Origin of the sequence: Sphingomonas sp. Leaf20 (genome assembly GCF_001421535.1) — a bacterium.
Classification (GTDB): Bacteria; Pseudomonadota; Alphaproteobacteria; order Sphingomonadales; family Sphingomonadaceae; genus Sphingomonas.
Map to the genome: position 1 here is coordinate 1 of NZ_LMKN01000008.1, position 21,070 is coordinate 21,070.

General features: G+C 66.2%; 14 protein-coding genes and 2 tRNA genes. 11 read left to right on the forward strand and 5 right to left on the reverse strand.

Features of this window, described 5'->3' with window-relative positions; all coding sequences use genetic code 11:
* Positions 1-103: 103 nt before the first annotated feature.
* Positions 104-180 (forward strand) — tRNA-Met (locus tag ASE72_RS08280).
* A gap of 649 nt (positions 181-829) precedes the next feature.
* On the opposite strand, the gene ASE72_RS08290 is transcribed toward ASE72_RS08280, so the two are convergent.
* The 3 genes from ASE72_RS08290 to ASE72_RS08300 all read right to left on the reverse strand — a co-directional run bounded on the left by ASE72_RS08290 (position 830) and on the right by ASE72_RS08300 (position 7,264).
* Positions 830-3,685 carry a TonB-dependent receptor gene (locus ASE72_RS08290; RefSeq protein WP_162235470.1) on the reverse strand — a complete coding sequence of 952 codons (2,856 nt, stop codon included), beginning with the start codon at positions 3,683-3,685 and terminating at the stop codon, positions 830-832.
* A gap of 545 nt (positions 3,686-4,230) precedes the next feature.
* A complete protein-coding gene (locus tag ASE72_RS08295; protein ID WP_056019532.1) occupies positions 4,231-6,033 on the reverse strand; it encodes an IlvD/Edd family dehydratase in 1,803 nt (600 codons plus the stop codon).
* A 4-nt stretch (positions 6,034-6,037) separates the two neighbouring features.
* A complete protein-coding gene (locus ASE72_RS08300; RefSeq protein WP_082445906.1) occupies positions 6,038-7,264 on the reverse strand; it encodes an aldose epimerase family protein in 1,227 nt (408 codons plus the stop codon).
* Between the two features lie 144 nt (positions 7,265-7,408).
* On the opposite strand from ASE72_RS08300, the gene ASE72_RS08305 reads away from it, so the two are divergent.
* Positions 7,409-8,728, forward strand: coding sequence for a sugar MFS transporter (locus ASE72_RS08305; protein WP_443024741.1), 1,320 nt, complete (start codon positions 7,409-7,411; stop codon positions 8,726-8,728).
* A 37-nt stretch (positions 8,729-8,765) separates the two neighbouring features.
* Here ASE72_RS08305 and ASE72_RS08310 read toward each other — a convergent pair whose 3' ends face one another.
* The gene (locus ASE72_RS08310; protein ID WP_056019541.1) at positions 8,766-9,527 is read right to left on the reverse strand and encodes a FadR/GntR family transcriptional regulator; all 762 of its coding nucleotides are present in this window, start codon (positions 9,525-9,527) and stop codon (positions 8,766-8,768) included.
* 109 nt (positions 9,528-9,636) lie between these two features.
* Between ASE72_RS08310 and ASE72_RS08315 the strand changes: the two genes are divergently transcribed.
* Genes ASE72_RS08315 through ASE72_RS08340 form a run of 6 tightly spaced genes read left to right on the forward strand, consistent with a single transcriptional unit; the run spans position 9,637 to position 17,292 of the window.
* Entirely contained in the window at positions 9,637-11,202 is a 1,566-nt protein-coding gene (locus ASE72_RS08315) for an aldehyde dehydrogenase (NADP(+)) (protein WP_056021970.1), read from the forward strand.
* A 54-nt stretch (positions 11,203-11,256) separates the two neighbouring features.
* Positions 11,257-12,249, forward strand: coding sequence for an AraD1 family protein (gene araD1 / locus ASE72_RS08320; protein ID WP_056019544.1), 993 nt, complete (start codon positions 11,257-11,259; stop codon positions 12,247-12,249).
* Positions 12,250-12,251: 2 nt separating this feature from the next.
* Entirely contained in the window at positions 12,252-13,178 is a 927-nt protein-coding gene (locus ASE72_RS08325; RefSeq protein ID WP_056019547.1) for a Gfo/Idh/MocA family protein, read from the forward strand.
* Complete coding sequence (locus ASE72_RS08330; protein ID WP_443024742.1) at positions 13,171-14,748, forward strand: alpha-N-arabinofuranosidase; 1,578 nt, start codon at positions 13,171-13,173, stop codon at positions 14,746-14,748. The genes ASE72_RS08325 and ASE72_RS08330 overlap by 8 nt, the downstream gene beginning before the upstream one ends.
* Before the next feature lie 52 nt (positions 14,749-14,800).
* On the forward strand, positions 14,801-15,841 hold the full coding sequence (locus ASE72_RS08335) for an arabinan endo-1,5-alpha-L-arabinosidase (protein WP_082445907.1): 1,041 nt from the start codon (positions 14,801-14,803) through the stop codon (positions 15,839-15,841).
* Positions 15,841-17,292 (forward strand): family 43 glycosylhydrolase, encoded by a 1,452-nt coding sequence (locus ASE72_RS08340; protein WP_082445908.1) that lies wholly within the window; start codon positions 15,841-15,843, stop codon positions 17,290-17,292. Before ASE72_RS08335 ends, ASE72_RS08340 begins: the two co-directional genes overlap by 1 nt.
* Positions 17,293-17,431: 139 nt before the next feature.
* Here the strand turns inward: ASE72_RS08340 and ASE72_RS08345 are convergent.
* Positions 17,432-17,518 (reverse strand) — tRNA-Leu (locus tag ASE72_RS08345).
* Positions 17,519-17,620: 102 nt separating this feature from the next.
* On the opposite strand from ASE72_RS08345, the gene ASE72_RS08350 reads away from it, so the two are divergent.
* From ASE72_RS08350 to ASE72_RS08360, 3 genes are all read left to right on the forward strand, one after another.
* Positions 17,621-18,598 carry a complex I NDUFA9 subunit family protein gene (locus tag ASE72_RS08350; protein ID WP_056019551.1) on the forward strand — a complete coding sequence of 326 codons (978 nt, stop codon included), beginning with the start codon at positions 17,621-17,623 and terminating at the stop codon, positions 18,596-18,598.
* 43 nt (positions 18,599-18,641) lie between these two features.
* Positions 18,642-19,451 carry an undecaprenyl-diphosphate phosphatase gene (locus ASE72_RS08355; protein WP_056019554.1) on the forward strand — a complete coding sequence of 270 codons (810 nt, stop codon included), beginning with the start codon at positions 18,642-18,644 and terminating at the stop codon, positions 19,449-19,451.
* A 152-nt stretch (positions 19,452-19,603) separates the two neighbouring features.
* Positions 19,604-21,046, forward strand: a complete 1,443-nt coding sequence (locus ASE72_RS08360; protein WP_056019556.1) for an NAD(P)-dependent oxidoreductase — start codon at positions 19,604-19,606, stop codon at positions 21,044-21,046.
* The last annotated feature ends 24 nt before the right edge of the window (positions 21,047-21,070 follow it).

A 21,070-nucleotide genomic window follows, 5' to 3' on the forward strand; every position in this document is an offset into this window, starting at 1 on the left:
CACACGAATATCAAAACCCATTCACAACGTCTTCTACACACCCAATGTCTGCAAGCGCAGACTGTCGGGCCCCCATCAAAGTACTACTTTGATGGGATCCTATCGCGGGGTGGAGCAGCCCGGTAGCTCGTCAGGCTCATAACCTGAAGGTCACAGGTTCAAATCCTGTCCCCGCAACCAAATTCCACACATCGACCTAACGCCGCCCTCACGGGCGGCGTTGTCGTTTGTGACGCACGCCAGCACATCCGCGACCATTGCACGACGCCGCCTTCTGGATCAGCATTACCGTCTGGATAGATCGTCAAGCGCTCGATGAGCATCGACAGGGTCTCCGCAGCTTTGCCGCGGACCGTCTCCGCGACGCTGTCTCGCGCAAGCGGCTGAACTTCTCCTCCAACAGCGGCAGCGCCAGGTGTGGTAGGATGATGGGTGTCGGATTTACCTTGATATCCGTTCTAGGCCAGCTCTCAGCTTGGCGTTTCGCGGCCAGGTTGCCGCTCTTGAAGCCTGCGAGGGCCAAGCGATCGATGCAACTGTATTGGCAGCAGGTCGTGCCCGTCCGCCGCGCCACATCACGCATGACCTGATCGGCGAGCGGCCGGACATTGTCGCTGGTCAAGGACGGGGGCTGTCGGGTCGTGAGGGGCGCCGGGTCAACCAAGCCGCGCCTCCTCGCGCCTATTCAGCAGGCATCGAGTTCTTGAGGTCGAGAGCGTCTATCGCCGGTGAACGGCGGGCAGCGCGTTGGTTGAAGAGCGACCTCGGGGTGTGGGCGCGCGAAGGTGGACGATGATCGACGTCATCGTCCACCCTATGACGGACAGCGTTAGAAGCGGAATCGCACGCCGAGCGAGTAGGTGCGCTCGAGATAGAAAATCTGCCGCGCGAACTGATCGCCCGCGTCGTTGAAGTCGCGGTACCGACGGATCGGATTGCCGAGCAGGTTGACGATGTCGAAGGCCAGCGTCACGTTGGGGATCGGCGTCACCGTCGTGGAGAAATCGAGCTGGCCGCGGCCCTTCTCGATCACGCCGCCGGTGCGCTGTGCGCCGTTGGCGTCGAGGTCGAGCGGCTCCTGGCTGTAATATTGCACGAAGTCCGAGCGAAAATTATACGCGAGGCGTGCCGAGAAGAACGGCCGCTCATAGAGTCCGATCAGGTTGTAGGTCCATTTCGACACGCCGTTGAACCGCTGTTGCTGGCCGGCGACGTTGGGTGACGTTGCCAGCGTCGAGGCGAGATCGCCGCGCGAATCGACATAGGTGCCGTTTGCCTGAAGCCCGAACCCCTTTGCCCAATCGGGCAACCCGTCGATATCGAGGAAGCTCGCAAAGCCCACCTCGACGCCCTGGAACCGCGTGGCGCCCGTATTCTCCGGCTGCGTATAGCGGACGCGGCCATAGACGGGGTCGGTGGTGAACACCGTCGTGTTCGAGATGAAGCCCTGCGCGTCACGCCGGAAGATCGCGCCTGTGAGCGACCCGGTGCGCGAGAAATACCATTCGAGGCTGGCATCGTAGTTGTTCGAGGTCAGCGGCGACAGGTTCGGATTCCCCGCGGTGATGGTGCGGACGTTGCTGTTGGGATCGTTCGGGTTCGGCGGGTTGTTCGGGTCGATCGTCGGCGGAGACCCGACCGTCAGCGCGGGGTTGAGGTCGAAGAAGTTGGGCCGCGTCCGCGTCTGCGTGTACGCAAGCCGCAGCTGCAGTTCGTCCGTCGCGGCGACGCGTGCGCTCACGTTGGGAAGATAGTCGGTATATTCGTTCTTCGCGGTGATCGGCGTGATCAGGAAATTGCCGGGCGTCTGTTCGTCGCGCAGGAAGCCGCTGATCGTGTTCTTGGTCCGGACCGCGCGTACACCGACGACGCCGTCGACGACGACCGTGCCGATGTCGAAGCCGTATTTGACCTGCGCATAGGCAGCCAGCGCCTTTTCGTTCGCACGGAAATTCTCTGACGGATTGAACTCGGGGCGTCCTGCCGGGGCACCGTAGAAGGTCCGCAGCGCCGCGAGATTGCCGCGGATGCTGTTCGACGGGATCGCGGCGAACGTGTGGATCGGGAAGGTGTTGTTATAGCCGAATCCGGCCAGCGTGCTCTCCGTCGAAACGGGCAAGGCGGTGATCGGCTGCTGTGCGGGCAAGGTGAAGATATAGGGGGCGCCGCGATCGCGATTGGCATCGCGGTCATTGTAGCGGACGCCGAACTGGAAGCGCTTGAGCAGGCCGCCGTCAAAGTCATACTGGACGTCGACACGCGACTGAATGTCCTTGCCGCCGACCTTCAGATATTCCTGAAAGAAGCCGCGGCTGATGTAATTCGCCGGGTCGGTCAGGTTGAAGTTGGCGAAGTCGAATGTCGGACCGCCGTCGGTGCCTGGGGATTCGAAGACGACGTTGCGCACCGGGGAACTGCGGAACGTATAGTCGATATTGACGAGGTCGAAGGTGTAGGTGCTGTCGGTATAGGCGACATCGCCCGAGATCTGGAGATTGTCGCGCTTCCAGATCGCGCCGCCGCCGGCCTGATAGGTGTTGGTCTCGCCGTTCGCCGACCCATAATATCCGTCAGGCGCATTGGCGCCGGTGACCGTCGCGCTCTGCGCGATGTTCGAGGCCCCCGCGCGCGTCGCGAGGTTGGTCAGCGTGAAGTCGGGGCCACCGAAGATCGGCACGAACATGAACCGGTTCGAATCGCGCCCGCGATACCCCTGGAAGAGACCGTCGGCATAGATTTCGAGTTCGGGAGTCGGCTTCCACTGGAAGGCCGCATTCGCCGACGGGCGCCAGCGTCGCCCATAGCCGAGGAACAGCGACTGCGCGTCGGGATAGCGCACGCCACCGGTCGTGCCGGGCGCATTCGCCGCATTTGTCGTACCGACGACAAGCGACTGTTCACGCAGCGAGTCGAGGAAGTTTATCCCGACATAGGAGGCATTCACGAGCAACCCCATCTCGCCGATCCCGGTATCCCAGCGATCGCTGACGAGCAGGTTGCCGTTCCACGAGAGCTTTCCCGATTGCTGCCAGTTCACGCCGTTGAGCGAGCCCGAGAGTTCGAACCCGTTGAAGTCGAACGGACGCCGGCCGCGAACGTTGACCTGCCCGCCGATGCCGCCTTCGATCAGGTTCGCGGTGCCCGACTTGTACACCTCGAGCGCGGCGACCGTGCCCGCGGGAAAATCCTGGATCTGGACGAATCGCCCTTCGGCGGTGAAGATCTCGCGTCCGTTATAAGTCGTGCTGAGATCGGGCAGGCCGCGAACCGTGACGCCTGCCGACTCGCCGCCGCCGCGCGAGACCTGGACGCCCGAAACGCGCGCCAGCGCCGACGAGGCGAACGTATCGGGCAGCTTGCCGATATCCTCGGCGACGACCGCATCGACGATGCCGTCCGAATTGCGCTTGATCGCCTGTGCCGATTGGAGGCTGCGACGAAGGCCGGTCACGATGATCTCGCCGCTGTCCTCGGCCGGGCTTTCCTGGATCGATGGCTGGGGCGCTGCGGGGTTGGCGTTGCGATCCGACGCGGTGGTCGGTTTGGGAAGATCCTGCCCTTTGCCCGCCGCGGGCGTCTTCGATGACTGCGCCGGTGTCGCCTCGCTAGTCTGGGCAAAGGCCGGCGTGACGGTGGCAAGCGCCAAGACGCCTGCGGATGCGCAAAGCAGTGCTTTCGCGGTCATAAATCTCTCCCTGACGTCGCAGCTTCCCCGTGCGACTTGCGAATCGCGATAGTATGATCCGATTGCGCTCGCAACAGTTTTTGTCGGACAAGAGGCTCGGGGTCTTGATCGTCTGTCGGTGCTGTATCCGCGGCAGGAGCGGCCGTGCTGAAATCGCCTAGAGCAGCCGACTGTCTGCACGTTTACCATTGCAGATCGCGCGGTTCGGACGAGATCCGGCATTTCGGGAGATGATCAGGCTTGCGCGGCGTGCTGAGGCTGGGCGTTGATCTGGCAGGCAGCAACGGCCACAAACGCGGTTATCACTCCGACAACCCGAATTGGCGCGGCCACGCCTTTCCCGCATGAATCCGTAGCGTCGGACGCGCGCGATCCGTTCGTTCTGAACGGCCTGCTAGTGCTGATGAGCGGGGTGTTCGGACAGGAGCCGGCCGCGGGCTCCGCGGTCTATCATGCAGGCGAGACGGGCATGGGCGGCAGGGTCTGTCGCGTGCAAATGCGCCCCGCATCGCGCGTTGAACGACGATGCGGGGGCGCTGGTCGGATCAGTGATTATCGCGGGGCAGCCCCATGGTCTGTGCGATGCGCTGATATTTCTCCGCGCCTTCGAGAATGGCGCCGGTTTCCATCTGGCCGACGGTGGCGCGCTGGATTTCCTGCCACGGCGTCTGCGACCGCGGGAAGGCGTAGCCACCGGCGGCGGTCAGCGTTCGCCGGCGTTCGGCGAGCTCCTCGTCACCGATCAATACGTTGGCCGTCCCCTTGCCGAGATCGATCCGGACGCGATCGCCGGTGCGGATCAGCGCGAGGCCACCCATCGCCGCCGCCTCCGGGCTCGCGTTGAGGATCGAGGGCGAACCCGACGTCCCCGACTGACGACCGTCGCCGATGCACGGGAGCGCATGCACCCCTTCGCGGATCAGATACGCCGGCGGGCGCATGTTGACGACTTCGGCAGCGCCCGGATAGCCGATCGGCCCCGCGCCACGCATGAACAGCAGCGTGTCGGTCGTGATGCCGAGCGAGGGATCGTCGATCCGGTGGTGATAATCCTCGGGGCCGTCGAACACGACCGCGGGCCCCTCGAACGCCTCGGGATCGTCCGGATTGCTCAGATAGCGGTCGCGGAATTCGGGGCTGATCACGCTGGTCTTCATGATCGCGCTGTCGAACAGATTGCCGCGGAGCACGATGAAGCCGGCATCCTCGAGCAGCGGGGTCACGAACGGGCGGATGACGCGCTCGTCCTCGATCGTCGCATCGCGGCAATTGTCGCCCATCGTGCGGCCGTTCGCGGTGATCGCGTCCTCGTGGATCAGCCCCTGCTTCATCAGTTCGGCGACGACCGCGGGCACGCCGCCCGCATGATAATAATCCTCGCCGAGATATTCGCCGGCCGGCTGGAGATTGACCATCAGCGGCACCTTGTGACCATGCGTCTGCCAGTCGTCGATCGGCAGGTCGACGCCGATGTGGCGTGCGATCGCGGCGAGATGGATCGGCGCGTTGGTCGATCCGCCGATCGCCGAATTGACGACGATCGCGTTGTGGAACGCCTCCTTGGTCAGGATGTCCGACGGCTTGAGGTCCTCGGCGACCATGTCGACGATACGCTTGCCGGTCTTGTACGCGACCTCCTGGCGGTCGCGGTAGGGCGCGGGGATCGCGGCCGAGCCGGGCAGCTGCATGCCGAGCGCCTCGGCGAGGCTGTTCATCGTCGTCGCGGTACCCATCGTGTTGCAATAGCCGGTCGACGGCGCCGACGAGGCGACGAGCTTTATGAAGCCCTCATCGTCGATCGCGCCGGTCGCGAGCAGCTCGCGCGCCTTCCACACGATCGTGCCCGAGCCGGTCCGCTCGCCCTTGTGCCAGCCGTTGAGCATCGGACCCACCGACAGCGCGATCGCGGGGATGTTGACCGTCGCCGCCGCCATCAGGCAGGCGGGCGTGGTCTTGTCGCAGCCGATCGTCAGCACGACGCCGTCGAGCGGATAGCCGTAAAGCACCTCGACCAGCGCCAGATAGGCGAGGTTGCGGTCGAGGCCCGCGGTCGGGCGCTTGCCGGTTTCCTGGATCGGGTGGACCGGGAATTCGAGCGCGATCCCGCCCGCCTCGCGGATGCCCTCGCGCAGCCGTTCGGCCAGCACGAGATGGTGGCGGTTGCAGGGCGAGAGGTCGCTGCCGGTCTGTGCGATCCCGATGATCGGCTTGCCCGAGCGCAACTCCTCGAGGCTCAGGCCGAAGTTCAGATAGCGCTCGAGATAGAGCGCGGTCATGTCGATGTTTTCGGGATTGTCGAACCAGGCGCGGCTGCGCAGCTTGGGGGAAGGGCTCACTGGATGCTCCATTGGATTAGCGCGAGACCGAGACGCGGTAGATCATGCGGTGGTGATAGGGTTTGCCCGGATCGACCCGGGCCGAGCCGAACGCCGGCTGGTTGGGGGTATCGGGGAATTTCTGTGGTTCGAGCGCAAGCCCGTCGCCCATGCGGTAGATGTGACCCGACTTGCCGACAAGCGAGCCGTCGATGAAATTGCCGGAGTAGAACTGGACGCCGGGTTCGGTCGTCAGGACCTCGAGGACGCGGCCCGATGCCGGATCCTCGACGCGTGCGGCAAGACCCGGCTCGGTCGTCACGCCCTTGTCGAGCACGAAATTATGATCCCAGCCATGACCGACGACGATCTGCGGATCGCGGCCATCGCGGATCCCGTCCGAGAGCAGGCGGCCGCGCGTGAAGTCGAAGACCGTACCCGCGACGGGCTTGCGTTCGCCAGTCGGGATCAGCGTGGCGTTGACGGGGGTATAGCGGCGCGCGGGGATCGTCAGGCGCTGTGCGTAGATTCCGGTGGCAGAGCCTTCGCCGGCGAGATCGAACAGCGCGTGATTGGTCATGTTGACGATCGTCGGTGCGTCGGTGGTCGCGTCGAAATCGATCGTCAGCGAACCCTTGTCGTCGAGCGAATAGGTGACCTTGACGCCAAGCGTGCCCGGATAGCCCTGATCGCCCGCCGCGCTGGTCAGCGTCATCACGACCTGCGCCTGCGCGCCACTCTTGACCGACGCGATCGTCCAGACCCGCTTGTCGAACCCGATCGTTCCGCCGTGCAGGCTGTTGGTCTTGTCGTTGAGCGGGACCTGATAGGTCTTGCCGTCGATCGCGAAACGTCCCCCCGCGATCCGGTTGGCGTAGCGACCGATCGTCTGACCCCAGTAATTGGGAGCGGTGACGTAGCTCGCCGCGTCGTCATAGCCGAGCGTGATGTCGGCAACACGTCCGGCGCGATCGGGCGCATTGAGCGACTGGAGCGTCGCACCCAGCGTCATGATCCGGGCGCTCACGCCGTTTGTGCCCGTCAGCGTGACCGCCTCGATCGCGGTGCCATCGGGAAGCGTGCCAAACGCCGCGCGCTTGGCCTCGGCCGCGTCTGCGGTCTGCGCCGACAGCGCGCCGAGCAGTGCCGCGGCAACGATACCGGAGTGACGGAGCACATGGCTCGACCGTCTCGCATCACTGGTACCGCTACCTGCCGTATCGCTGCCGATGATGACACTGTCCCTGATTCCGATTGTGCGCATCCCAGTTCCCGTCCTTAATAGCCCGACGCCGTTGACGCGCCTTGGATCGCTATATAGTCGGACAAGACAATTTGGGGCAAGCCTTGCCGGAAAAGACTGCTGAACAGTCGCCGGCACGGCATTGAGGATGAGATGATTATGGCGATGCCGATACAGACGTACGAAGCGGTCGGGTCCGGACCCGCCTCTGCGGTACCCGGGGGCAGTCCCGGCTATCGCTCGGCATTGACGCTGCTGGCCAGCCTGTTCTTCATGTGGGGCTTCATCACGGTCATTAACAACACGTTGCTGCCGCATCTGCGCAGCGTGTTCGACCTCAGCTATACGCAGACGACGCTGATCGAAAGCGTGTGGTTCATCGCCTATTTCTTCGCGTCGATCCCCTCGGCCAAGCTGATCGAGCGCGTTGGGTACCAGCGCGCGATGGTGTTCGGGCTCGGGCTGATGGCGGTCGGCGCGTTGATGATGGTGCCCGCCGCGCGCCTGCCGTCCTATGGCGTCACGCTCGTCGCGCTGTTCGTGATCGCCAGCGGGATCACGCTGCTTCAGGTGGCGGCGAACCCGTATGTCGCGGTGGTCGGCCCGCCCGAGACCGCGTCGTCGCGGCTGAACCTGGTCCAGGCGTTCAACTCGGCGGGTGCGACGCTCGCGCCGTTGTTCGGCGGGTATCTCATCCTCGGCCGGTCGACGTCCGGCACCGCCGCCGCCGGTTCGACCGCGGTTCTGACGCCGGCCGAGCGGCTCGCCGATGCGCAGTCGGTGGTGTTGCCGTATCTGATCGTCGCAGCCGTGCTGATCGTGCTCGCGGTGGTCATCGCGCGGTTCCCGCTTCCCGCGATGGGCGCATCGACGCAGCGCTCGGCGAAGACGGAACGCAAGGGGCTGTCGCTCTGGTCGCACCGCAACCTCGTGCTCGGCATCCCGGCGATCTTCATCTACCTGATCGCCGAAATCGGTGTCGCCAACCTGTTCATCAACTTCGTCAGCCAGCCGCAGATCGGCAATCTCACGCACGAACAGGCGTCGCATTACCTGTTCATCCTGTGGGGCGGCATGATGATCGGACGCCTCGTCGGAAGCTATGTCATGCGGACGATCCCCGCCGAGCGCGTCCTCGCTGTTGCCAGCATCGGCGCGTTCGTCGTGATGCTGATCGCGACGTTCACGACGGGGCATGTCGCGATGTGGGCGCTGATCTCGGTGGGGCTGTTCCACTCGATCATGTTCCCCACGATCTTCACGCTCGGGATCAAGGGGCTCGGCCCGCTGACGGAAGAGGGCTCGGGGTTGCTGATCATGGCGATCGCCGGTGGCGCGCTGGTGATCGTGCAGGGCTGGCTTGCCGACCGCTACGGGCTGCAGGCGTCGTTCCTGCTGACCGCGGCGTGCGAGCTCTACATCCTGTTCTATGCGGTATGGGGGTCGAGGGTCACCGATCCGTTGCCCGACCAGCAGATCGTCTGACGGCGGTCGAAACGCCAATGATGATGTCGATGGAGCGTCAGGGCTCCATCGACAATTGCGTATCCTCCAGCGCCAGATCGACGAGCGTGCGCATCGCGTCGCTGGCGCCGACGGCATCGCCCGCCGCGATCGCATCATAGACCCGCGCGTGATCGGGAATCGGGTTGCGCGGCAACGCGCGCCCACGCTGTTTGAACTGCGTCGTCCAGCTTACCGCCGCACCGATGCTTGCGCTCAGCACGATCAGCGCATCGCTGCGCGTCGCGTGCAGGATCGCATCGTGGAAATTGCGATCCGCGGCGCGTCCGGCCTCGGTCGCCAGCGTGTGTCGCCGCATCGCGGCGAGGGCCTCCTTCATCGTCTTGAGGTCCGACCGGTCGCATCGCTGCGCCGCGAAGGCAGCGGCGGCGGGTTCGACGATCCCGCGCAATTCGAACAGGCTGCGGACGAACGCGACATCGGGCTCCCCCGCAAACGCCCAAGCGAGCACGTCGGGGTCGAGTAGGTTCCACCGGCTGCGCGGCAGGACGCGCGTGCCGATCTTGGGCCGGCTTTCCACCAGCCCCTTCGCGGTCAGGACCTGCACCGCCTCGCGGTACGCGCTCCGCGACACGTCGAGTGTCTTCGAAAACTCGACCTCGCCCGACAGCGTATCGCCCGGCGCATATTCCCCCGACAATATCGCGGTGCCGAGCTTGTGCGCGACGGCCCCGTGCAGCCGCCGCCCGGTGCCGCGGGGCGGACGAAGCGACGTGGCATCGACGCCATCCTCATATTCTACATCGTCGATTTTCGTCATGCATCCTGCTCCATGACACCCGATTACCAGCCCGGCCCGAATCAAGGAACGACAAAGATTGCAAAAGCTTTGGCGCGCTTATATGTCCGAGTATAAGGGAGGGCCGCTGATGTCCGAAACGCATGAAAACGCCACTATCGTCGAAGCCGGTCACGCCGAGCGCTTCCATTCGATCGACGCCGCGACCGGTACCGCAACGGGAGACGCCTTCGCGGTTCACGGTGCTGCCGATGTCGCGGCGGCGTGCAGCGCCGCGGAGGCGGCGTTCGACGCCTACCGCGCGACCGGCAACGACGCGCGTGCGGATTTCCTCGAGCGGATCGGTGCGGGGATCGCGGCGCTGGGCGACGACCTGATCGTCACGGCGATGCGCGAAAGCGGCCTGCCGCGCGCGCGGCTGGAAGGCGAGCGCGGTCGCACCATCGGGCAGTTGAAGCTGTTCGCGGGCGTCGTCCGCCGCGGCGGCTGGATGGGGCTGCGGATCGATCCCGCGCTTCCCGATCGCGCGCCGCTGCCGCGCCCCGATCTGCGGTTGCGGATGATCCCGCTGGGCCCCGTCGCGGTCTTCGGTGCGAGCAACTTTCCGCTCGCGTTCTCGACCGCGGGCGGTGACACCGCATCGGCGCTCGCCGCCGGATGCCCGGTGGTGGTGAAGGGCCATCCCGCGCATCCCGCGACCGGCGCGATGGTCGCCGGCGCGATCGAGGCCGCGGTCGTCGCCTGTGGATTGCCGAAGGGCGTCTTCTCGCACCTCGTCGGCCCCGGCAATGATCTCGGCAGTGCGCTGGTCGCGGATCCCCGCATCGCCGCGGTCGGCTTTACCGGATCGCGGGCGGGTGGGCTGGCGCTGGTCAAGCTGGCGCAGACCCGCGAGATTCCGATCCCGGTCTATGCCGAGATGTCGAGCATCAATCCGGTCGTACTCCTCCCCGAGGCACTGAAGGCGCGGGGTGCTGCGCTCGGCACGGCATTCGTCGGCTCGTTGACGATGGGCGCGGGGCAGTTCTGCACCAACCCCGGTCTCGTCCTCGCGGTCGAGGGCGAGGGGCTCGATGCCTTCGTGTCCGCTGCGGCGACCGCGCTGCCCGAGGCGCCCGCTGCGACCATGCTCACCGGCGGGATCCACGCCGCGTACGAGCAGGGCGTCGCCGCGCTCGCGCGCCATGATGCGGTGAACGAGATTGCACGCGGCCAGGTCGGTGAAGGCGTCGCCCAGGGGCAGGCGGCATTTTTCGAAACGACCGCGGCACGCTTCCTTGCCGACACGGCGCTTGGCCATGAAGTGTTCGGTGCGTCGTCGCTGCTGGTGCGGTGCGCGAACGAGGACGAGCTTCACGCCGTCCTGCGCGCTGCGGAGGGGCAGCTGACCGCGACGATCCAGATGGATGCGGGCGATGCCGAGATGGCGTCGCGGCTGATCCCGCTGCTCGAACGCAAGGCCGGGCGGATCCTCGCAAATGGCTGGCCGACCGGTGTCGAGGTTGCGCATGCGATGGTGCATGGCGGGCCGTTCCCGGCGACGTCCGACGGCCGCACGACCTCGGTCGGCAGCCTGGCGATCGACCGGTTCCTGCGGCCGGTGTCGTACCAGAACCTGATGCCCGAGCTTCTGCCGGCGGTGTTGCGCGACGGCACCGACGCACCGCGGCTGATCGACGGCGTTCCCGCCAACTGACGAGACTATCTGGGGGCGAACCGGAACCAGCGGCGCCCCGCTTAGGAGAGACATATGACTTTGCGCCTGTTGCAGCATATTGGCGTCGACGGCACGCGATCGGTGATCGCCGCCACCGATGAGGGGGCGGCGTTCGTCACCGGGATCGACAGCGTCCGCGATCTGGCCGGGCGGGCGATTGCCGACGGCAGCGATCTCGCCACCGCCGTCGCGGCGTGCGGAACGGGTGCCAGCGTCGATATCGCCGCAGAACTCGCCGCGGGTCGCCTGACCTCGCCGATCGATCATCTCGACCCGGCGCATCTCGTCATGACCGGCACCGGCCTCACGCATCTCGGCTCTGCCGAGGGACGCGACAAGATGCACCGCGCCGCGGCGGATGCCGAGACGCAGACCGATTCGATGCGGATGTTCCTCGAGGGCGTCGAGGGCGGCAAGCCGGGCGAAGGCGAGCGCGGACAGCAGCCCGAATGGTTCTACAAGGGTGACGGCTCGGGCCTCGTCGCACCCGGCGGGTCGCTGACGATGCCCGCCTTTGCGCAGGACGGCGGCGAGGAGCCCGAGCTTGCCGGCATCTACCTGATCGGCCCGGACGGCACGCCGTTCCGGCTCGGCCTGTGTCTCGCCAACGAGTTCAGCGACCATGTCACCGAGCGGCACAATTATTTGTGGCTCGCGCATTCGAAGCTGCGTCAGGCGTCGCTCGGCCCCGAATTGCTGGTGGGCACGCCGCCGGAGCATATCGAGGGTGCGAGCCGAATCCACCGCGACGGCGCGCTGCTGTGGGAAAAGCCGTTCCTGTCGGGCGAGGCGAACATGTCGCACAGCATCGCCAATCTCGAGGCGCATCATTTCAAATATGACCTGTTCCGGCGTCCGGGCGATATCCATGTCCATTTCTTCGGCACCGCGACGCTGTCGTTCGCCGACGGCGTGACGACGCGCGAAGGCGACGTCTTCGAGATCGAGGCCGCACCCTTCACGCTGCCGCTGCGCAACACGCTGACCAGGGCCGCGTCGCAGCCCGTCGTCGTCAAGGCGCTGTGACGATGGATCCGATCCGCATCGCCGTCGTCGGCATGGGCAAGATCGCGCGCGACCAGCATCTGCCGTCGATTGCGCGCAACGCCGATTTCGCGCTCGTCGCCAGCGTCAGCCCGCGCGATCCGGGCGTCGAGGACATCGCCAACTTCAAATCGCTCGAGACGCTGCTGGCGGATGGTCCGGCGATCGACGCGATCGCGCTCTGCACGCCGCCGCAGGTCCGCTACGAGCTTGCGGCGATGGCGCTCGACAAGGGCGTGCACGTCTTTCTCGAAAAGCCGCCCGGGGCGACGCTCGCCGAGGTCGATGCGCTGGAGGCGCACGCTGCCGGAGCGGGAGCGACGGTGTTCGCGGGCTGGCATTCGCGGTTTGCCGCGGGCGTCGCGCCGGCCAAGGCGTGGCTGGCCGATCGCAGGATCGAGCGCGTGTCGATCGTCTGGCGCGAGGACGTCCGCGTCTGGCATCCGGGGCAGGCCTGGATCTGGGAGCCGGGCGGGCTTGGCGTGTTCGATCCCGGCATCAACGCGCTGTCGATCGCGACCGAAATCCTGCCGCAGCCGTTCTTCCTGACGTCGGCCACGCTGTCGACGCCGGCGAACCGCGCCGCACCGATCGCGGCCGATCTGACGTTCCGCAGCAATGCCGGCACGCCGATCAGCATGGATCTCGATTGGCGCCAGACGGGCCCGCAAAGCTGGGACATCGTCGTCGAGACCGATGCAGGGACGCTCAGCCTCGCCAAGGGCGGCGCCGTCCTGACGCTGCCAAGCGGTACGGTTCATAACGACGACGAAGAATATCCGGGCCTCTACGCCCGCTTCGCGTCGCTGATCCGCGATCGCCGCAGCGAGGTCGACACGACCCCGTTCACACTCGTTGCCGACGCGTTCCTGCGCGGCACACGCCAATCGGTGGAGGCTTTCGATGATTGAGGTAAAGGTGACGCGCACGTTTAAACGCCTGGCCGCCGCGCTGTTGCTGTCGACCGCGGGGGTCGGCGCGGCGCAGACCGAGGCGCCGACGACGCCCGCCGCAACGGTGACCGTCCATGGCGACACGCCCGGCGCGACCTATGACCGGCGCATCTTTACGCAGTTCGCCGAGCATCTGGGCACCGGCATCTATGGCGGGCTGTGGGTCGGCGAGAAGTCGAAGATTCCCAATGTCCGCGGCTTCCGTGCCGACGTCGTCTCCGCATTGCGCGGGATCGGCGTGCCCGTCGTGCGCTGGCCGGGCGGCTGCTTCGCAGACGAATATCACTGGCGCGAAGGCATTGGCCCCAAGGCCAAGCGCCCGGTCAAGATCAACACGCACTGGGGCGGCGTCACCGAGCCCAACACGGTCGGCACGCACGAGTTCATGGACCTTGCCGGACAGCTCGGCGCGGAGCCCTATATTGCGGGCAATGTCGGCAACGGCACGCCGCAGGAGATGGCGGAGTGGGTCGAATACATGACCTCGCCCTCGGGGACGCTCGCCGACGAGCGCGCGAAGAACGGCCACAAGGCGCCGTGGGCGGTGCCCTATTTCGGCGTCGGCAACGAGCTGTGGGGCTGTGGCGGCAACATGCGCCCCGAATATGCCGCGGACCTCACGCGACGCTACGCAACCTTCATCAAGGCGCCCAAGGACACGCGCGTGATGAAGATCGCGAGCGGCGCGAACGTCGATGACTATCACTGGACCGAGACGATGGCGCGCGAGCTGGTCGGCAAGGTCGATGCGCTGTCGCTGCATTATTACACCGTCCCGGGCGGCTGGCCGCCGCGCGCGTCGGCGACCGTGTTCGACGAGCGTGGCTGGGCCGAGACGCTGTCCGAGACGCTCAGAATGGACGAGCTGATCACCAAGCATGCGGCGATCATGGACAAGGTCGATCCGAAGAAGACGATGTGGCTCGCGGTCGATGAATGGGGCACGTGGTATGCCGGCGATCCGGGGACGAACCCGGGCTTCCTGCGCCAGCAGAACACGCTGCGCGATGCGCTCGTCACCGCGATCAACCTCAACATCTTCGCCAAGCACGCGGACCGCGTGAAGATGACCGCGATCGCGCAGATGGTGAACGTGCTGCAGGCGATGATCCTGACCGACGGCGCCAAGATGGTGCTGACGCCGACCTATCACGTCTTCGCGATGTACAAGCCGTACATGGACGGCACCGTGCTGCCGATCGACATCAAGTCGCGCTGGTACAACAAGGACCAGTGGACGATGCCATCGGTCAGCGCGTCGGCGGTGCGTGGCAAGGATGGCGTGGTGCGGATCGCGCTCGCCAATCTCGATCCGAACAGGCCGACGAGCGTCTCCGCCGCACTGCCTGGCGTGACGGCGCAGGGCGTCACCGGACAGGTGCTGACCGCGTCGACGATGACCGCGCTCAACACCTTTGACACGCCCAACGCCGTTGCCCCGGCGGCGTTCAACGGCGCGCGCCTGAGCGGCGGGACGCTGGCGGTGACGTTGCCGGCAATGTCGGTGGTGATGCTCGAACTGAAATGACCGTGACGCCCGCCGGAGCAACCGGCGGGCGCACAGACCGGGAGAGAGGACGATGGCCGCACCACGATGGGCGACCGGAATGATCGCGCTGGCGCTGACGCTGACGGGCAGCGTGGGCGCGCAGACGACCGATGCGCCGTCGCGCGGTGCGCTCAACGCAAGTCTGACAGGGGACACCGCACCGGTCCACGATCCGGTGATGATCCGCGCAGGCTCTACCTATTACGTCTACGGCACGGGGCTCGACGGCCAGATGCTGAGCGCGCGCACGTCGCCCGACCTGGTCCACTGGACCGCGGGCACGCCGCCGCTCGCACGGCTGCCCGACTGGGCGACGCGGGCGGTGCCGGGCACGAAGGGGATGTGGGCGCCCGATATCTCGCGCGCGGCGGACGGGCGGTACCGGCTCTATTATTCGGTCTCCACCTTCGGTTCGAACCGTTCGGCAATCGGGCTGGCGACGAGCCCGACGCTCGACCCCAGGGCGCCGGGCTATGGCTGGCGCGACGAGGGGCTGGTGGTGATGTCGACCGCCAAGGACGATTTCAACGCGATCGATCCGAACCACGTCGTCGATGCCGGGGGTCGCGAATGGTTGTCGCTCGGCAGCTTCTGGACCGGGATCAAGCTGTTTGCGCTGAACCCCAGGACGGGCAAGCTGCTCGATCCGGCAGCCAAACCCCATGCGATCGCCCGACGCCCCGCGCCTGCGGGTGGACCCGCGCCGGTCGAGGCGCCGTTCATCATCGGCCATGGCGGGTATTACTGGCTGCTCGCGAGCTACGACTATTGCTGCAAGGGCACGAACAGCACCTATTACACCGTCGTCGGTCGCTCGAAGGCGATCACCGGCCCGTATCTTGGCAAGGACGGCAGCGCGATGATGAACGGCGGCGGGACGATCTTCCTGCGGGCCGATCTCCAGGAGCAGCAACGCTTCCGCGGGCCCGGGCATCCCGGCGTGATGCAGGACACCGACGGCAAGGATTACGTCGTCTATCACGCGTACGACCGGACGAAGAATGGCGCGCCGACGTTGCGGATCGCCCCCATCACCTGGGGCGCCGATGGCTGGCCCGTGGCGGAGTATTGATGATGATCGACCTGACACGCCGCCTGTTTCTTGCCGGTGCCGGTGCGGGTGCGGCTTCGGCGAGCGGCGCGATCGCGCGACTGCCCGGTACGGGACCCGCCGCGATCCCCGTTCCCGTCAATCCGGTCGTCCGCCAGCGCGCGGACGCACAGGTGTTCCGGCACACCGACGGCTATTATTACATGACGGGATCTGTGCCGGAGTATGACCGGCTCGTTCTGCGACGGTCGCGAACGCTGGCCGGGCTGACCACCGCGCGGGAGCAGGTCCTGTGGCGGCATCTTGCGAGCGGCCCGTTGTCGGGGTTCATCTGGGCACCCGAACTGCACCGGATCGACGGCCGCTGGATCGTGTATTTCGCGGCCGGCCCGAGCGGCGGCGGCGAGGACGTGTTCCGGATCCGCAGTTATGCGCTGGTCGCCGACGGCCCCGATCCGATGACGGCGCGCTGGTCGCTGCTGGGGCAGCTCAAGACGCCGTGGGACAGCTTCACGCTCGATTCGACGTCGTTCGTGCACCGCGGCACGCGCTATCTGTGCTGGGCCCAGAAGGAGCCCGGGATCGACACGAACAGCAACCTGTATCTCGCCCCGCTCGCCACGCCGATCACGCTCGCCAGTCCGCCGGTACGGATCGCGGTGCCGACGCTCGATTGGGAGATCCAGGGCTATAAGGTCGCCGAGGCGCCCGCGCTGCTGGCGCGTAACGGCAGGCTGTTCATTACCTATTCGGCAAGCGCGACCGACGCGCGATACTGTCTCGGCCTGCTGACCGCGGATGCGAAGGCGGATATCATGGACGCGCGCTCCTGGACGAAATCGCCCGAGCCCGTCTTCGTGTCGTCATCGACGACGGGGGTGTACGGGCCCGGCCACAACAGCTTCACCGTCGACGAGCAGGGCCGCGACGTGCTGGTGTATCACGGGCGCGATTATGCGGCGATCAAGGGCGACCCGCTGTTCGATCCGAACCGCCATACGCGGATGCAGCGTCTCTATTACAAACCCGACGGCACCCCCGATTTCGGCATTCCCGTCGGCAACGGGCCGGTACCCGACCGTTTCTCGCCCGTCAGCGACAAGCGCGCGTTCCTGCGACACGACGGCGCGCGCGTATCGATCGGGCGCGGGGATATCCCTTCCAGTCAGTTCCGGCAGGTGCCGGGGCTCGCAGGATCCGGGAGCATCGCGCTCGTCCCGATCGATGCGCCCGGTCACTATCTCGTCGCGCAGGCGGATGGACGGATTGGGGTTGCGGCAAGGACCGAGGGTAGCGCCTTTGCGGCCAGTGCAAGCTTCGTCCTGCGGCCTGGACTGGCGGGAGCAGCGGGCGTCACGCTCGCCGCGTTCGGCAAAGCGGGCATGGTCGTACGCCAGGCTGGCGACACGTTGTCCCTCGGCACGGTGACGCGCGCATCCGACCGCGCGTCCGCAACTTTTTTGACACGCTAGAGAATACGGCGCGCGATTACCCCTGGCAAACACCGGGTGATCGCGCGGCCTTGCGGTTGGCGCGATAGCTGTTCGACCGGGTTGTATTGAAGGGCTCCATAAGCGACCGTTTACACTGTAAACGTCGCTTATCGGAAACTGGTGCCCGGAAGAGGACTCGAACCTCCACGACCTTGCGATCGCCAGCACCTGAAGCTGGTGCGTCTACCAATTCCGCCATCCGGGCACGGGGTAGGAGGGCGCCTCTAGTGGAGGGTCGCAATGCTTGTCAACAACCCTCTTGCTGGGGCAAAGGGCGCGAAGGCAAAAGATATTGGACAGACGTGCGATGAACGACAAGCTGGTAACGCTGATCGGGGGCGGAGGGTTCGTCGGTCGCTATGTAGCGCAGGCGCTGCTCGCGGCTGGTGCGCGCGTCCGCATCGCGCAACGCGACCCGCGGCAGGCTTTCTTTCTCAAGCCGCTGGGAGGGCTCGGCCAGACGCAGTTCGTCGGCGCCGACGTCACCAAGCCCGAGACGATCGCGCACGCGATTCACGGCTCCGACGCGGTGGTGAACCTTGTCGGTGTCCTGTCCGGTGATTTTCAGCGGGTCCAGGCGCTCGGCGCGCAGACCGTCGCGAGGGCGGCGGCAAAGGCCGGGGTCGAGGCGCTCGTCCATGTCTCCGCGATCGGTGCGGATCCGGCGTCGGCATCGGCGTACGGCAAGTCCAAGGGGCAGGGCGAGGCGGCGGTGCTCGATGCGTTTCCGCGTGCGACCATCTTGCGGCCGTCGATCGTCTTCGGCCAGGAAGACCAGTTCGTGAACCGCTTTGCCGGCATGATCGCCAAGGCGCCGGTCGTGCCCGTGTTGCGCGCGCCTGCGAAGTTTCAGCCGGTGTTCGTCGGCAATGTTGCGGACGCCGTCGTTGCCGCGGTGACGTCGCCTGCGCGCTTTGCCGGCCAGACGCTCGAGCTTGGCGGGCCGGACGTCGTCACGATGGGCGAGCTGATCCGCTGGATCGCCAAGACGATCGGTCGCGATCCGTCGATCGTCGAGCTGCCCGATTTCGCCGGCGCTTTGATCGCCAAGGCCGGCTTCCTGCCGGGTGCGCCGATCACCAAGGACCAGTGGACGATGCTGCAAAGCGACAATGTCGTCACTGGGGTCGATGGCCTCGCGGCGATGGGGATCGAGCCGACGCCGATGTCGAGCGTTGCCCCGGGCTGGCTCGTGCGCTTCCGCAAGGCCGGCCGTTTCGGACGCAGGGCCGCAACGCGCGCCGAGATGCATGCCACGAGCGATTTCGATACCGGCGCGGCCTGATCGCCGTCGCTCGTCCTGATACACCGCGCTGCGGGAGCCCTGCTTGACCGAACTTCTTACCGTCATCCTCCTCGGCATCGTCGAGGGGATCACCGAATTCCTGCCCGTCTCCTCGACCGGGCATCTCATCCTCGCGACCCGCCTGCTGGGCTATGATGCCGGCCGGTGGGAGGTGTTCAACGTCGTGATCCAGCTCGGCGCGATCCTCGCGATCGTCGTGCTGTACTGGCGAACCTTCTGGGCGGTCGCGATGGGGCTGGTGAAGGGCGAGCCGAAATCCTGGCTGTTCCTGCGCAACCTCGTCGTCGCGTTCATCCCCGCCGCGGTGATCGGCCTCGCGCTCCATCACTATATCGAGGCGCTGCTCGGCAACGCCGAGGTCGTGGCGATCGCGCTCGTCGTCGGCGGCTTCGCCATCCTGGCGGTCGAGCGGTTCGCGCCGCGCAGCGACATCAGCGGCGTCGCGGATATCCCGTTGCGGACGGTCGTCGGGATCGGCTTTCTCCAGTGCCTCGCGATGATCCCGGGCGTCAGCCGGTCGGGCGCGACGATTCTCGGCGCGCTCGCGCTCGGGGTCGAGCGGCGCACCGCGGCCGAGTTCAGCTTTTTCCTCGCGATCCCGACGATGCTGGGTGCCAGTGCGCTCGAGCTGCTCAAGAATCGCGAGGCGCTGACGAGCGGCGCGGGCGTCGGGCTGTTCGCGATCGCCATCGGTGCGATCGTGTCGTTTGTCGTCGCGCTGCTCGTTGTGAAATGGTTCGTCGGGATCGTCACCAAGCATGGGTTCGTGCCCTTCGCCTGGTATCGCATCGTGGCGGGATCCGCCGCGCTGATCTGGCTTCTGACCAAATAGGTCCGATCTGGATATTAAAGGCTCAATTCTCTTCCCGGCTAACTTCCCCTCCTGGAATTAGATCGAAAAGTGCGACAGCATCACTGCCCAATATGCTGATTCACCGGTGACAAACCCCGGCTGGCGCAATATTGCGGCAGCCGGAGGCGCGCATGGCGAACGATTCAATGTTGAAATTTGTCGGGCGGGAGCAATCCTATCCGGTCAAGCGAACGGCGGTTGAGCGCGCGGACGATTTCAAGGAAATCGCGCAGCGTTATGCGGTCGAGCCCGCCGAGGACCAGGCGGGGCGGTGCTCGCAGTGCGGCGTGCCCTATTGCTCGGTGCATTGTCCCCTCCACAACCATATTCCCGACTGGCTGCGGCTGACGGCCGAAGGGCGCTTGCGAGAGGCGTATGAACTCAGCAACGCGACCTCGACGATGCCGGAGATTTGCGGGCGCATCTGTCCGCAGGACCGGTTGTGCGAGGGCAATTGCGTGATTGAGTTTACCGGGCATGGCGCGGTGACGATCGGCGCGGTCGAGAAATTCATCACCGATACCGCGTGGGAAGAAGGCTGGGTCGAACCGCTCGTCCCGGGATCCGCGCGCGGCCAGTCGGTCGGCGTGATCGGCGCGGGTCCGGCAGGGCTCACCGCGGCGGAATATCTGCGCGGACATGGGTACGACGTTCACGTCTACGACCGGTATGACCGCGCCGGCGGGCTGCTCACCTACGGGATTCCGGGGTTCAAGCTCGAAAAGCCGATCGTGATGCGGCGTATCGACCGGCTGAAGGCGGCGGGCATCGTGTTCCACGCCGGTTTTGCCGTCGGGGACGATGCCAGTCTCGACGAACTGCGGTCCCGGCACGATGCGATCCTGATCGCGACGGGCGTCTACAAGGCGCGCGCGATGGACTTGCCCGGTGGCGGGTCGCGCGGCGTGGTGGCGGCGCTCGATTTCCTCGTCGCGTCGAACCGCAAGGGCTTCGGCGATGCGGTGCCCGCGTTCGACGACGGCAGCCTGAATGCCGAGGGCAAGAACGTCGTGGTGATCGGTGGCGGCGATACGGCGATGGACTGCGTCCGAACCGCGATCCGCCAGGGCGCGACGTCGGTGAAGTGCCTGTATCGCCGCGACCGCGCGAACATGCCCGGATCGCAGCGCGAAGTCGCGAATGCCGAGGAGGAGGGCGTCGAGTTCGTCTGGCTGTCGGGTCCGCAGAGCTTCGACGGGGGTGACGCGGTGTCCGGCGTGACGGTCCGCAAGATGCGGCTCGGCGCACCCGATGCCAGCGGCCGACGCACGCCTGAACCCGATCCGGCGGGCGATTATGCCGTCGATGCCGATCTGGTGATCAAGGCGCTCGGCTTCGACGCGGAGGACCTGCCGACGCTGTTCGCAACGCCCGAACTGGGCGTCAGCCGCTGGGGCACCGTGCTGGTCGACGGCAAGACGCTGATGACGAGCCTCGACGGCGTGTTCGCGGCGGGCGACATCGTCCGCGGTGCAAGTCTGGTCGTGTGGGCGATCCGCGACGGCCGCGATGTCGCCGCGACGATGCACAAATACCTGAAAGCAAAGGCCGCGAGCGCCAGGGTCGCGGCCTGATTGACCGGCGGGCCGTGGCGCTGG